Source organism: Bradyrhizobium sp. (assembly GCF_030654605.1).
In the GTDB taxonomy this organism is placed as follows: domain Bacteria; phylum Pseudomonadota; class Alphaproteobacteria; order Rhizobiales; family Xanthobacteraceae; genus Bradyrhizobium.
The window spans coordinates 1-12,856 of sequence record NZ_JAURXB010000093.1 but is presented as its reverse complement, the minus strand read 5'-3'; the positions used below and the strand labels follow the sequence as shown (position 1 = coordinate 12,856).

12 protein-coding genes are annotated in these 12,856 nt (G+C 62.1%); 6 read left to right on the top strand and 6 right to left on the bottom strand.

Annotated features, from left to right (window positions below; genetic code table 11):
* Positions 1–25: 25 nt before the first annotated feature.
* Both Q7U29_RS09515 and Q7U29_RS09510 read left to right on the top strand, forming a co-directional pair.
* Entirely contained in the window at positions 26–874 is an 849-nt protein-coding gene (locus Q7U29_RS09515; protein ID WP_304740742.1) for a DMT family transporter, read from the top strand.
* Between the two features lie 34 nt (positions 875–908).
* Entirely contained in the window at positions 909–1,508 is a 600-nt protein-coding gene (locus Q7U29_RS09510) for a metallophosphoesterase (protein ID WP_304740740.1), read from the top strand.
* Between the two features lie 32 nt (positions 1,509–1,540).
* Here Q7U29_RS09510 and Q7U29_RS09505 read toward each other — a convergent pair whose 3' ends face one another.
* Genes Q7U29_RS09505 through Q7U29_RS09490 form a run of 4 tightly spaced genes read right to left on the bottom strand, consistent with a single transcriptional unit; the run spans position 1,541 to position 4,440 of the window.
* A complete protein-coding gene (locus Q7U29_RS09505) occupies positions 1,541–2,509 on the bottom strand; it encodes a hypothetical protein (protein ID WP_304740738.1) in 969 nt (322 codons plus the stop codon).
* Positions 2,510–2,540: 31 nt separating this feature from the next.
* Positions 2,541–2,993: a preQ(1) synthase gene (queF, locus tag Q7U29_RS09500; RefSeq protein ID WP_304740736.1), complete on the bottom strand. Its 453-nt coding sequence runs from the start codon at positions 2,991–2,993 to the stop codon at positions 2,541–2,543.
* Between the two features lie 56 nt (positions 2,994–3,049).
* Entirely contained in the window at positions 3,050–3,439 is a 390-nt protein-coding gene (locus tag Q7U29_RS09495) for a cytochrome c family protein (protein WP_304740734.1), read from the bottom strand.
* 11 nt (positions 3,440–3,450) lie between these two features.
* On the bottom strand, positions 3,451–4,440 hold the full coding sequence (locus Q7U29_RS09490) for a lyase (RefSeq protein ID WP_304740733.1): 990 nt from the start codon (positions 4,438–4,440) through the stop codon (positions 3,451–3,453).
* A 176-nt stretch (positions 4,441–4,616) separates the two neighbouring features.
* On the opposite strand from Q7U29_RS09490, the gene eno reads away from it, so the two are divergent.
* Complete coding sequence (gene eno, locus Q7U29_RS09485) at positions 4,617–5,900, top strand: phosphopyruvate hydratase (RefSeq protein WP_304740732.1); 1,284 nt, start codon at positions 4,617–4,619, stop codon at positions 5,898–5,900.
* 168 nt (positions 5,901–6,068) lie between these two features.
* Here the strand turns inward: eno and Q7U29_RS09480 are convergent, their stop codons facing one another.
* A complete protein-coding gene (locus tag Q7U29_RS09480; protein WP_304740731.1) occupies positions 6,069–7,337 on the bottom strand; it encodes a hypothetical protein in 1,269 nt (422 codons plus the stop codon).
* Positions 7,338–7,514: 177 nt separating this feature from the next.
* Complete coding sequence (locus Q7U29_RS09475) at positions 7,515–8,414, bottom strand: alpha/beta hydrolase (RefSeq protein WP_304740729.1); 900 nt, start codon at positions 8,412–8,414, stop codon at positions 7,515–7,517.
* 175 nt (positions 8,415–8,589) lie between these two features.
* Between Q7U29_RS09475 and Q7U29_RS09470 the strand changes: the two genes are divergently transcribed.
* The 3 genes from Q7U29_RS09470 to Q7U29_RS09460 all read left to right on the top strand — a co-directional run bounded on the left by Q7U29_RS09470 (position 8,590) and on the right by Q7U29_RS09460 (position 12,725).
* On the top strand, positions 8,590–9,726 hold the full coding sequence (locus Q7U29_RS09470; RefSeq protein ID WP_304740727.1) for a zinc-binding dehydrogenase: 1,137 nt from the start codon (positions 8,590–8,592) through the stop codon (positions 9,724–9,726).
* A gap of 33 nt (positions 9,727–9,759) precedes the next feature.
* Positions 9,760–11,631 carry an anti-phage dCTP deaminase gene (locus Q7U29_RS09465; protein WP_370691722.1) on the top strand — a complete coding sequence of 624 codons (1,872 nt, stop codon included), beginning with the start codon at positions 9,760–9,762 and terminating at the stop codon, positions 11,629–11,631.
* A 539-nt stretch (positions 11,632–12,170) separates the two neighbouring features.
* The gene (locus tag Q7U29_RS09460; protein WP_304740725.1) at positions 12,171–12,725 is read left to right on the top strand and encodes an NADPH-dependent FMN reductase; all 555 of its coding nucleotides are present in this window, start codon (positions 12,171–12,173) and stop codon (positions 12,723–12,725) included.
* Positions 12,726–12,856 lie beyond the last annotated feature (131 nt).

Here is a 12,856-nt window from a genome sequence, read left to right as displayed (position 1 = left end):
CTGACAATGGCGGCGGGGGACTTCAATGATTGAAACCCATGTTCTGTTGATCGTTTTGCTCGCCGCGGCACTTCACGCCACCTGGAACGCGCTGGTGAAGGGGGCGTCGGACAAGCTGGTCAGCATGACCGCCGTGGTTATCGGCCACGTGCCGTTTGCGCTGCTGGCGCTGCCGTTCGTGCCGCTGCCGGATGCGGCGTCGGTCCCTTACATCATCGGCGGCGCCGTGCTTCACGTCGGCTACCAGCTGTTTCTGTTCTGGGCCTATCGACAAGCCGATCTGACGCAAGTCTATCCGATTGCCCGCGGCACTGCGCCGCTGATCGTGGCGGCCTGTTCGGTGCTGATCTTCCGCGAGACGCTGACAACGCTGCAGCTGGTCGCCATCACCACGATTGGCTGCGGCATCATGAGCCTGGTGCTGGTTCGTGGCAGCCAGGGTTTGCACAATCCGCATGGTGCAATGCTGGCGCTGATCACGGGATGTTTCGTGGCGGGATATTCGATGGTGGACGGCTACGGCGCGCGCGCCGCCGGAACCCCGGTCGGGTTCTACGCCTGGGAAACCATTCTGAACGCCATCGCGTTTTCCATGATTGTCGCGACGGCATCTCCCGGCACCTTGCGCAAGACGGTCCGCAACCACAAGAAAATCATGGCGATCGGCGGCGGCGCGTCGTTTGTGGCCTATGCGCTGGTGGTGTGGGCGTTTACCCAGGCGCCGATCGCCGTGGTCACGGCGTTGCGGGAGACCAGCATCGTGTTCGCGCTGCTGATCGGAGTCTTTTTCCTCAGGGAGCGCCTCAACCTGGTAAAACTGGTGTCGGCGATGCTGACGATGCTGGGAGCCCTGATGCTGCGTTTCTCGAAATGACCATGGTTGCCGCCGTCCCAGCCGGAAGGTTCGAATGAAGATCCTTGCCTTCAGCGATCTGCATCGGGATGCCGCAAAGGCCGAGGCGATCGTCAATGAAAGCCGCGGCGCGGATGTGGTGGTCGGTGCCGGCGATTTCGCCTCCTGTGGTATGGGCCACGGGGATACGCTCAACGTGCTCCGGCGAATGGCGGTCCCCTTCGTCCTGGTCCCGGGAAACCACGACGACCTCGGCGAGTTGTTCGCCGCCTGCGCCGACTGGCCGCTGGCTCATCTGCTTCACGGCCAGTCGGTTGTGATCGACGGGGTGGCGTTCTTCGGCATTGGACTCGGCAGCGGCGTGGTCGATCCGGAACCGTGGAACATGGTGCTGGACGAAGCGGAGGCCGCGCAACTGCTCACGCTATGTCCCGCGCGGGCGGTGCTGGTTTCGCATTCGCCGCCGTACGGCATTGCCGATCAGCAAAAGGACGGGCGACACGCCGGCAGTGCGGCGCTTCGCGACGCCATTGCTCAACACCAGCCCCGCATCACGATCTGCGGCCACGTCCACAATGGCTGGGGACAAAGCGGAACGATCGGACAGACGCCGGTGCACAACATCGGTCCCAAGCCGAGATGGTTCGTGGTGTGAGGGCGAGCCAGGTTCCCGCATCGTGAACCGCGCTATTTTCCGATCGCCGCCGCCAGCAGCGCTTCGGCTTGCCTGATAGTCTCGACAAACGACGGCTGCTGCGGCGCGCGCTCGGTGAAGCAGCGCTTGTAGGCGTCTTCGCCCTGTTGGCGGAGGTCGCCGAGTTTGTCGTAGGCCTTCCTGTCGATCCGGCTGGACTGGAGGTCGTCGGAAGCCTTCCCGGCCTTCTTGTCGTAGCCTGCCTTGATCGCAAGGCAGGCCGGGACCTGCACCCTGGGCCTGATCGAACCGTAGGCGAGATAGACCTTGCCGTTCGCCAGCGCCGAAACGAACACTTCGTCCGCGGCATCAGGGACGGCGTCCTGGGTTCGCGCGGCCAGCATCGCGTGGGCTGACGTGATGGACGCCGGCCTGGCAATCGGCAATTCGCCAAAATTCACGACCGCCGCATCGGTCGAGATCGCCTGGGTATAAAAACTCTCGTCCTTGAAAGCTGCGCGCATTTGTTGCGGCACGTTCTTGACCTTCTTGCCCCACCAATCCCTGTGCGCGCGCAGCCAGCGTTCGAACAGCGTCTGCGTCGTGACGATGATATGGGCCTTTGGGTAGACATATTTGCCGCCGGCGTCGTTGGCGCCGGCTTTCTCGCCGTTTTCGCCGACCAGCGCGTCGAAGCGCAGGCCGTCGAGCAGGCCAAAGCCCTGATCGCCTTCGGAGAAGGCGTCGAGGTTGAGCCTGGCCGGTCCAAACCCCTTGCGATCGGGTTCGGCCACGATCGCCTTCATTTGCGTCAGCAGATCGGCGCTAACGGTCTTCTCGGCCTTCGCGGCGTCATCGGCCTTTCCGTTGTCATACAGTTTCGAGATTTTCCCGATCGCCGCATCGCGCGTGGCGACGTAACGATCCTCCGGTGACGGCGGGGCGGCGTTGGCGCTCGCAAGCGCCCCGAGCAGGCACGAAGCGGCGGCAGCTCTGATGATGGCGGAGAGGGCCTTGTGCATAGGCGGTGGTCGATATGTCCGGCCGTTCGGTTCAACCCCGGCCGCGATAGGGCGCCACGCCCTGATCCGGAATCCACATTCCCTTCGGCAATTTGCCGGACTGCCAGAACACGTCGATCGGGATGCCGCCGCGCGGATACCAGTAGCCGCCGATGCGCAGGAATTTCGGCTTGATCTCGGCGACGATGCGCTTGCCGATCATGACCGTGCAGTCCTCGTGGAACGCGCCGTGGTTGCGAAAACTTGCGACGTATAGCTTTAGCGATTTTGATTCCAGCAGCCACGGGCCCGGCACAAAATCGATCACCAGATGGGCGAAATCCGGCTGCCCCGTGACCGGGCACAGCGAGGTGAATTCGGGTGCCGTGAACCGCACCACGTAATCGGTGTCCTTCTGCGGATTGGGCACGCGGTCGAGTTTTGCCTTTTCCGGGCTGTCGGGCCATTGCACGGCGCGGCCGAGCTGCAGGGATTTTTTCGCCATCATGTCGTCCTCTTGGAAGCGCTGACATGGACGCAATGGGGCTTTGCCGTCAACCGTCAGCGCGAAGCGGGATTGGCAAGAAACCGCACCAGCGCCTGACGCTCGGTCGCGTCCTCGACGCCGCGCATCGACATCCACAAGCCCGGAAACATCGCGGCGGGATCGGCGAGGAAGCTGTCGAGGCGGCTCACGTCCCAGCGCAGGCCGTCGTCGCGCGCCTTGCGCAGCACCGGCGAGTAATCGAACGCCGGATCGCCGCCGATGCTGCGTCCGATCAGGCCATTGAGATGGGGGCCGGGCAGGCCCCGCTCTGCCGGGTCGAGGCTGTGGCAGGCGCGACAGGGCGCGAAGTGACGCGCGCCGGCGTCCTCGGCCGCCGCGGGGGCGGAAGCCAGGGCAGGGAGCAGCAGAAAGGCGACGAAAAATCTCGCGCCAGGAAGTCTCACGCCAGGAAATCTCACACCAAGACGGTCTGGATCACGACGAGACGGTTGGTGCCGGATTCGCCGCCCCATGCTTCGCCCGCCCGGCCGGCCATTTGCCGGACATTGGCGCCTGATTTGTCGCTGGGGAAGGCGTTGAATTTCTCCGTTACCGGGTCGAAACGCACGATCGCGTTGGCCGAAAAATCGGTCAGCCAGACCTTGTCCTTGTCATCGACAAAGACCGAATAGGTGCGGGGACTATCGCCCGGCAGCTTCCAGGCTTTCCAGGAACCGTCGGCGGGATCGTGCACCGACACATTTCCGCTGTTCCATTCGCTGACCCAGATCCGGCCCTTCGAATCCGACCACACCCGCCGCGCGCCCTGATTGGGCGTCGGCGGCTCGACCACGGTGGCATTGCCGGTCGCCAGATCGATCCTGGCGATATGGCTGCCGGCGAGCGAGGCGTACCAGACGTCACCCTTCGGCGTGATGGTGATGCCATAGGTTCCACGGCCCCGGGGCGACTTGAAAACCGTCATGTCACCCGATTTGGGGTCGAGCCGGCCATAGATGCCGGACTGGCCGGTGAACCAGAACATGCCGCGCTGGTCGAACACGCCGGTGTTGAGATTGGCGTAGGCCTCCTTTTCAGGCAGGCGGAACAGGGTGACCTTGTGATCTGCAGGATCGACCCGGACGATGGCATTCTGCCCGCCCTCGGTCACCCACAGCGCGCCGTCGGGGCCGATGACGACCCCGTGGGGGGCCGCCCCCTTGCCGAGATCGACCAGCTTGAATGAGCCGTCGCGCGGATCGAGCCGCCCCAGCGTGCCGTTGCGCTGGCCGCAGAACCAGACCGTGCCATCGGGAGCGGGCGCGACATCGCGCGAGCCCATGCCGGCGGCGACTGGATAGTATCTGGTTCGGAACGGGCCTTCCCGGGCGCCGGCACTGCGCAGCAGCGCGGGTGCGGCCAGGATTCCGGCTGTGGCGCAGCTGAGAAACTCCCGGCGATTCATTGCGTTACCTTGGGCTTGTGAGAAGGAAGGTTCAGACGCGAAGATCAACCTTTAAGCAGCATAGCCCGGCCATATCACCCCGTCAGGCCGGGATGCGGGGCAGCCGTTCACATTTGCTTGCGCGCCGTGTAAGACGCGCCCAACCCAGCCAGCACGATCAAGGGAAGCGCAACATCATGACAGCCATCGTCGACATCATCGCCCGCGAAATCCTCGATAGCCGCGGCAATCCCACGGTCGAAGTCGACGTCGTGCTGGAGGACGGCTCGATCGGCCGCGCGGCGGTACCGTCGGGCGCTTCCACCGGCGCCCATGAGGCGGTCGAGCTGCGCGATGGCGACAAGGCCCGCTATCTCGGCAAGGGCGTGCAGAAGGCGGTCGTCGCCGTCAACGGCGAGATCTTCGAGGCCCTGAGCGAGATGGCCGTCGAGGAGCAGGTCCAGATCGACCAGATCATGATCGATCTCGACGGCACGGCGAACAAGAGCCGGCTGGGGGCCAACGCCATTCTGGGCGTCTCGCTCGCCTGCGCCAAGGCGGCGGCGGAATCCTTCGACATGCCGCTCTACCGCTATGTCGGCGGCACCTCGGCGCGGACGCTGCCGGTGCCGATGATGAACATCATCAACGGCGGCGCGCATGCCGACAACCCGATCGATTTTCAGGAATTCATGATCATGCCGGTGGGGGCGCCGACCTTCGCCGAAGCGCTGCGTTGCGGCTCGGAGATTTTCCACACCTTGCGCGGTGAACTGAAGAAGGCCGGCCACAACACCAATGTCGGCGACGAGGGCGGTTTTGCTCCGAACCTGCCCTCGGCGGACGCGGCGCTCGAGTTCGTGATGGCCGCGATCGGCAAGGCCGGCTACAAGGCCGGCGGTGACGTGATGCTGGCGCTGGACTGCGCCGCCACCGAGTTCTTCAAGGATGGCGCTTACGTCTATGGCGGCGAGAACAAGACCCGCTCGATTTCCGAACAGGCCAAGTATCTCGCCGACCTCGCATCGCGCTATCCGATCGTCTCGATCGAGGACGGCATGTCGGAAGACGACATGGCCGGCTGGGAGGAATTGACGCGACTGATCGGCAACAAGTGCCAGCTGGTCGGCGACGATCTGTTCGTCACCAATGTGACGCGGCTGGCCGATGGCATCAGATGCGGCCGCGCCAACTCCATCCTGGTCAAGGTCAACCAGATCGGCACGCTGACGGAAACGCTCAGCGCGGTCGAGATGGCCTACAAGGCCGGCTACACCGCCGTGATGTCGCACCGCTCCGGCGAGACCGAGGATTCCACCATCGCCGACCTCGCGGTCGCGACCAATTGCGGCCAGATCAAAACCGGCTCACTGGCGCGCTCCGACCGTACCGCCAAGTACAATCAGCTGCTGCGCATCGAGCAGGAACTTGGGGCGCAGGCGAAGTACGCAGGGAAAGCGGCGCTGAAGGCGTTGGCGTAAAGGAGGGGTTTGCGTTGCGTCTGCTTCGCAGGGCGGGCCGGGACAAAATTTCGAAAACAACCCCATGCAAAGATAGCAGGTCGTTGCATTTCAACAGGTTAGCTCATCCCGGTGGCAACGAGGTGGGCTCTCTTAAAGGTTCTTGAATACCGCTTGCAATTCTGAATACTAGCGCGCTTCCGCGAGCCGCTCGGATGGTTTGCTGCTCGACGATCTCGCGGCAACCTGGCGCTTCGCGGCGGCAGGCCTGGCCTGCGCGACCTGCTTCTGGCGCTTCTTCACATCCGCAACCGTCGTCTTCGCGCCGCCGCGACGGGAGACGTATTCCGGACCGTCGATCGGGCCGACATGCGGTGGATCGAATTTGAGATACGGCCGGCCGATGCCGTACTGCTTGCCGTTGGCATCGACCCACTTCCAGAGGATTTCGGTCGAAGTCCAGCGTTGCGCCCGATTGGCGCCGTTGACGCTGACGATGTCGGCCGCCAGCCCTCGGCCATAGCCGCCGCGAAGACTGCCGCCGTGGTACGACCTGTTGCTCGCCGCCTTCAGGCCGCTGGCGATGCCTTGACGGTAGTCGTCGCGAAACGCGCTGGTGATGCCGGGCTGCAGTCCGGCGGCCTCGGCGGCGTAAAGCGTGTGAAACAGCTTCAGCTTGAAGCTGCGATCCATGCCGCCGATCACGTAATCCATCATCGGCATGCCGATGCGTTCCGCGGCGTGCGGATCCTTCCAGGTGAAATCGTTTTCGACCAGTTTGGTGAAGCTTCGGGTGACGGTCACCATCTTGCCCTTGCGCTTGACCTGCACCTTGCGCTGCTCTCGCTCCTTGATGGTGTCTTCCTTCGGCGTCCGCTGGTAGAGCGTCCAGAGGAACTGGTCGATGCAGGCCTCCGCCACGATGCACTCGCCAACCAGCTCGACGCGGCTCCTGGCCGTCGGCACGATGTCCAGCGGCGGCGAGTCGGCCGTCATCGCCGACGGCATGGTTGGTGTCTCGGCGGGCGCAATTCCCCCGGGCAGGACTTCCGCCGGATCGCCCAGCGTGGCCAGCACGAACGAGCGCGGCGGCGGTTCGGCGGACGCCGCTGCATCGGGGGAGGGCCCGGTGTCGGCCGAGGGCATCGCCACCAGTTCGGCGGCGGCTGCGACCTCAGGCGTATTGGGAATGGCAATGCTGGTTTCGGGACGGGCAATGGTCGCTGCGATGGCTTGCGGCAGGTCGATCTTCGGCGCAACCGTCTGGCTGGCCCGCGGCGCCGTGGCGATTTCGATACTGGCGGTGAGGACCGGTGCAAGACGGTCCACTGCCTGCGCCGCCGCGGCGGTTTCGACGCGGTGCGAGCCCGTGCCACCCAGGCTGACCACTGCCCAGGCTGCAATCACGACGGCGGGATAGATCGCCGCTGCTGTTGTCGCTGATCCCCGTGGGGTCATGATCCCTGCCTCCAACGGCCCGATCGAGCCCGGTTGCACAGAAAAGTATCCGACGCCCCCGATGTGTCGGGTCACAATGTGAGTCACAAGGGCGAACTCGCCGATTATGACCGTTTTCGGGAACTGTTGCCAGCTTACAACGGATTGCCACACACCGTAAATTGCGCGGGAGGGTGCCTAACCCGCGTCTCGGCTCAGCTGCCCGCGAATGAATTGGCCGGCTTCCGCCAGCGCGCGCCGGCCCGGCTCCAGATGCGCGTTCCACATCGGAAAGGCGTGGATCATGTCGGGCCAGACCTGAAGCGTGAGCGCGACATTGGCGGCGCCCGCGGCTGCCGCAAAACGCGTGGAATCCTCGAGCAGGGTTTCGCAGGCGCCGACCTGGATCAGTGTCGGCGGAAGACCCGACAGATCTGCAAACAGCGGGGAGACACGCGGGTCGCGCCGGTCGACAGCCGCCGGCAGATAGGCATCGGCGAGTTCGGCCAGATACGATTTGTGAATGATCGGGTCGATCGTATCCCTGGTGGCGAGCGTAGCGCCGGATAGCGTCAGGTCGGTCCATGGCGAGATCAGCCATGCGCAGCCTGGCACTTGTTCGCCGGCGTCGCGCAGCCGGTTGATCAGGGCGACGGTGAGCCCGCCGCCCGCACTGTCACCGCCAACAGCGATATGTCCGGCGGCGATGCCGTTGCTTCGCAGAAAACGCCAGGCCGAAAACGCGTCATCGAGTGCTGCCGGAAACGGGTGTTCGGGCGCCAGCCGGTACGCGATCGCGAGCGTTCGGATTTTTGCCGCCCGGCCGGCTTCGGTAACCAGCCGGCGATGGCTCAGGATCGAGCCCGAACAGTATCCTCCGCCGTGAAAGTACAACAGCACGCGGGAGGCGTCGCTGCCGGGAGCTGTCGACCATTCTCCGGGCATTCCGTCAATGTCGACGCCCTCGAGCGCGATATCTCCGGCGACCGGCCAGACGGAGCCGACTTCCTCGATGCGCTGCCGTCGTTGCTGCCAGCCGACCGGGCGCGGCTTCGAACTCAGCAAGGCTCTGATAGCGTCGATCTCGCTTTGGCCCATGGGTGCTTCTCCCTGCAATGCGGGCAGGCTAGCGCAAAGGCGACGACGTTCGAAGGCCGAGCTGCGATCAAAAAGCAACGAGATTGTGAGAAGCGGGGAGGCTTGCGTTTCCCGGCCAACGTGAGAACACTCCCGGCCGAAATTCGGCGGAGCCGAAGATTTGGGGAGATTTCTGATGAGTGCCACGACCGGACTTGAACTACGTTCGCTGATCAAGAAGAGCGGCGAACTCGAAATCTCTCTCGTCAGCGTGCCGGTGCCGGAGCCTGGCCCGGATGAAGTCGTGGTCCGCGTCGAAGCCTCGCCGATCAATCCCTCCGACCTCGGCCTTCTGGTCGGCGCCGCCGATATGACGACGGCGAAAGCGTCGGGCACCAAAGACGCGCCGGTGATCACGGCAAAAGTGCCCGACGCGGCCATGAGGGCGATGGCGGGCCGCCTCGATGAATCGATGCCGGTCGGCAATGAAGGCGCCGGGGTCGTGATCAAGACCGGATCGTCCGATGCGGCCAGGGCGCTGATGGGCAAGACCGTGGCGATGATCGGCGGCGCGATGTATGCGCAGTACCGCACCATGCGCGCCAAGGAGGTGTTGCCGCTGCCTGACGGCACCACGCCGGCGGACGGCGCGTCCTGCTTCGTCAACCCGCTGACGTCGCTCGGCATGGTAGAGACCATGCGGCGCGAGGGCCACACCGCCCTGGTGCACACCGCGGCGGCCTCCAACCTCGGTCAGATGCTCAACAAGATCTGCATCAAGGACGGCGTCAGCCTCGTCAATATCGTCCGCAGTAAGGAGCAGGCGGACATCCTGCGCAAGATCGGCGCGAAACATATCGTCGATTCCAGCGCCGCGACCTTCATGGACGACCTGACAAACGCGCTGGTGGAAACCGGCGCGACCATTGCGTTCGACGCCATCGGCGGCGGCAAGCTCGCCGGTCAGATCCTCACCTGCATGGAGATCGCAATCAACAAGACGGCAAAGGTCTACAGCCGCTACGGGTCGAGCGTGCACAAGCAGGTCTATATCTATGGCGGCCTCGATTTGCGCCCGACCGAGCTGAACCGTTCGTTCGGCATGGCCTGGGGGATCGGCGGCTGGCTGTTGTTTCCATTCCTGCAGAAGATCGGGCCGGCCGACGGCGCCAAGCTGCGCGCGCGGGTCGTGTCCGAACTCAAGACGACGTTTGCCAGCCATTACACGCAGGTGGTGTCGCTGCAGGAGACGCTGCAACTCAACCATATTGCCGTCTACAACAAGCGCGCCACCGGCGAAAAGTACCTGATCAATCCGAACAAGGGCGGGTGAGCCTTATAATTCGTAATTCGGTAGGTCCGACGAATGGTGGGCGGGGCCGGTAGTCAAGAATTCTACGACTTGGCCTCGGCCGGGGAGGCGCTGGCGGTAGCATTCCATCTACCTTTCCCTCGGTCGGTCAGGTCGAGAAGGACGGTTCGAAATATAGCCTTGGTTCTGATGACGGGGCAGGGCGGCGACCGTACCTGCTTGCGCGTTACAAATTGGCTCTCCAACGAAATCATACAACCTGTTTTCGCAATCCCCCTCGACTCTCAAATACGTAACGTGCTGATCTTAGGTAACACAACCGGAGGCATGTATGTGACGGGCGTCAAATTATCGGAAGCTGTGCAAGCCGTAGAAACAACGTATTACCCGGAGCTCGTCCTATGCCTCTGCGCCGCGGTTGGCACGGACACAACAGTGGTATCAGAGGCCCTAGCATCCGAATTGCTCGCGGTTGGATACACTCCGATTCCGGTCCGACTGAGCGCATTGATGGCTCAAATTCCGGGCTTGGAGTATCTTTCCGAAATCAAGGGGGAAGATGACCGTATTCGCGAGAGCATGAGCGCCGGGAATGATATCCGAAAGATTATCGGATACGCCGACGCGGTGGCGAGATTGGCACTGGCTGAAATTCATAGTCACCGTGCCAACTTAAACGAAAGCGAAGACGCAACCGTTCCGGCTGAGCGGCACTGCTTTATTGTCTCTTCTTTAAAGCGGGACGAAGAGTTGCAAATGTTTCGAAAGTTGTTCGGGCAACGCGCACTCTTAGTGTCGATTTACGAACCTCGAGAACAGCGTGTCGAAAATCTCTGCCGTAAGATTGCAAGTAGTAAGAACTCGTCGGACCCCGACGCCCATAGAGAGATCGCTGAAGATCTGATCGACACGGATCAGAAAGAGAGATCGGATTCGCTTGGGCAAAGGCTTGAAGATGTCTTTCAACGAGCGGATGTCTTTTTAAAAGTGGGGACGTCCTTCCGCGAAGATGCCCGTCGCTTTATCCAGCTTTTGTTTCAGGCCCCTTACATTACCCCAACCGTTGACGAATTGTTGATGTTCCAGGCGCGTGCAACGGCACAGCGGTCCGCAGATTTGTCCAGACAAGTCGGCGCAGTAATTGCGACAAAGACAGGAGAGATTCTGGCGACGGGCTGCAACGAAGTGCCACGCGCGGGCGGCGGTGTAATATGGGACGCTGTGGCGGGAACCGAGCGTGATTATCGGGACTATAAAATTGGCCAAGATGCCGCTGCGGGTACCCGGAAGGAGATAGTTGCCGAGTTGCTCGAGGCGCTTGCTGAAGCTGGATGGCTTAAAGAGGAGAAATCCGCTCGGGCGGTAGAAGACCGCGCTCAAGATGCATTGTACATTGATCCGAAGCCCTTGGCGGGCACAACGGTAGCTAGTCTCTTAGAATTTGGGCGAATCGTACATGCGGAAATGGCCGCGATTTGCGACGCCGCAATGCGAGGAGTTCCAATCCGCGAAGGTACCCTCTACTGCACGACATTTCCATGTCACATGTGCGCGCGGCACATTATTGCTGCTGGTATTTCCCGCGTCGTATACATAGAGCCCTACCCAAAAAGCCGAGCAAAGAAACTTTACAAGCGTGCAATTCAAGTCGATCATGATCGAGAAGCTGACGATGATGCGGTAAGATTCGAGGCCTTTGTCGGTATCGCCCCAACCCGTTTCCTCGATTTGTTTGATATGGTTAGCCGGAAAGATGACCAAGGGTACGCATTGAAGGCAACGGCTCCTGGCGACGGTCCAAAAGGCGTAACTTATGGTTCCTTGGTAGCTGAAGTAGAATCATCGTATCTAGGTCCAATCGCGAATGCCGATTGGACGAAGCTCTCGGGTCAACGCAATAAAGGTGGCTCTGATGAAGCATCATGACCAAAAGTCTTCCGTCATGAAGTCTGCAAGCAGTGCAGTTAATCGGACCGACAGCTGGTCTTCGGCAAAGCAAGATTTTGCGCGGCGCGTAACCACGTCCGGCTCTGGTACGAGTAAAACAACGAGTTCAACAGGAAAAAATGTCGGCTCATCGGCCTTGGCTAATCGAAAAAAATAAAGCGGCTTTTGCCGTACTCCTGTGGTGATGCCTCATCTAACACAACCCAGTGCGACCCCCGCCGTATTCTGGCCGCGGTATCTGGGCTTAGGGTAAGCTGATCCGCGCAAACAGCAGTGCATGTTAGTGACCGACTATCCCCGGCTTGGACGAGCGTCCATGAGAGATTCGACCCCTTTCACCTACACCATCCAGTTGGCATTCTACTGATCCCAAGAAAGTTCTTGTCCGCATTTGCTGACCTGAAGCCTGCTGCAATCGCAAAATCGCTGTCAGCGCCAATTCATGCACTTGCATCTTTTTCCGGGACGGCTAGGGTGCCGCGGAGCCGCTCCCACACCCCGCCTCAAAAGGAAATTCCATGGCCACCCAGAATATCGTCGTCATCGTCGGCAGCCTCCGCAAGGAGAGCTTTACGCTCAAGATTGCCAACGCGCTGGCCAAGCTGGCGCCCGCGTCTCTGAAGCTCGATATCGTCACCCTGCACGACATTTCGTTCTTCAATCAGGACCTCGAAGCCGCCCCGCCGGCCGACTGGCTGGCGTTCCGCGAAAAACTGCAGAAGTCGAACGGCGTGCTGATCGTGACGCCGGAATATAACCGCTCGATCCCCGGCGTGCTGAAGAACGCCATCGATGTCGGCTCGCGCCCCTATGGCAAGAGCTCGTTCCTCGGCAAGCCGATCGGTCTGGTCGGCAATTCGCCGGGCGCGCTCGGCGGTGTGGCCGCCGTCAAACACCTGCAGAACATCATGCCGGGCATTTCGGGCCCGATCATGGGACAGCCGGAAATCTATCTGAACGGCGTCGGCGACGCCTTCGACGACAAGGGCCAACTCACCAAGGAACCGGTGCAGAAGGTGCTGCAGCAGTACATCGACGCCTTTGCGGCCTTCGTCGAAAAACAGAACAAATAGGCCGGCGACGCGCTGGACGGCCCGGGTCTTAGGATGCTGTTAACCGGGCCGTCGCATCGTCGGGGCATGGTCTCGCGCTCCCGACTCAAATCCCTGCTCACCGGGCTTGCCCTCTATACGATGGCGGCGGC

Bases quoted from the DNA above. Each gene is read 5' to 3' on its own strand.
- Q7U29_RS09515 (WP_304740742.1), top strand. From the start codon at position 26: ATGATTGAAACCCATGTTCTGTTGATCGTTTTGCTCGCCGCGGCACTT.
- queF (WP_304740736.1), bottom strand. From the start codon at position 2,993: ATGGCGAAAAAATCCCTGCAGCTCGGCCGCGCCGTGCAATGGCCCGAC.
- Q7U29_RS09480 (WP_304740731.1), bottom strand. From the start codon at position 7,337: ATGACCCCACGGGGATCAGCGACAACAGCAGCGGCGATCTATCCCGCC.
- Q7U29_RS09490 (WP_304740733.1), bottom strand. From the start codon at position 4,440: ATGAATCGCCGGGAGTTTCTCAGCTGCGCCACAGCCGGAATCCTGGCC.
- Q7U29_RS09470 (WP_304740727.1), top strand. From the start codon at position 8,590: ATGAGTGCCACGACCGGACTTGAACTACGTTCGCTGATCAAGAAGAGC.
- eno (WP_304740732.1), top strand. From the start codon at position 4,617: ATGACAGCCATCGTCGACATCATCGCCCGCGAAATCCTCGATAGCCGC.
- Q7U29_RS09505 (WP_304740738.1), bottom strand. From the start codon at position 2,509: ATGCACAAGGCCCTCTCCGCCATCATCAGAGCTGCCGCCGCTTCGTGC.
- Q7U29_RS09475 (WP_304740729.1), bottom strand. From the start codon at position 8,414: ATGGGCCAAAGCGAGATCGACGCTATCAGAGCCTTGCTGAGTTCGAAG.
- Q7U29_RS09510 (WP_304740740.1), top strand. From the start codon at position 909: ATGAAGATCCTTGCCTTCAGCGATCTGCATCGGGATGCCGCAAAGGCC.
- Q7U29_RS09465 (WP_370691722.1), top strand. From the start codon at position 9,760: ATGGTGGGCGGGGCCGGTAGTCAAGAATTCTACGACTTGGCCTCGGCC.
- Q7U29_RS09460 (WP_304740725.1), top strand. From the start codon at position 12,171: ATGGCCACCCAGAATATCGTCGTCATCGTCGGCAGCCTCCGCAAGGAG.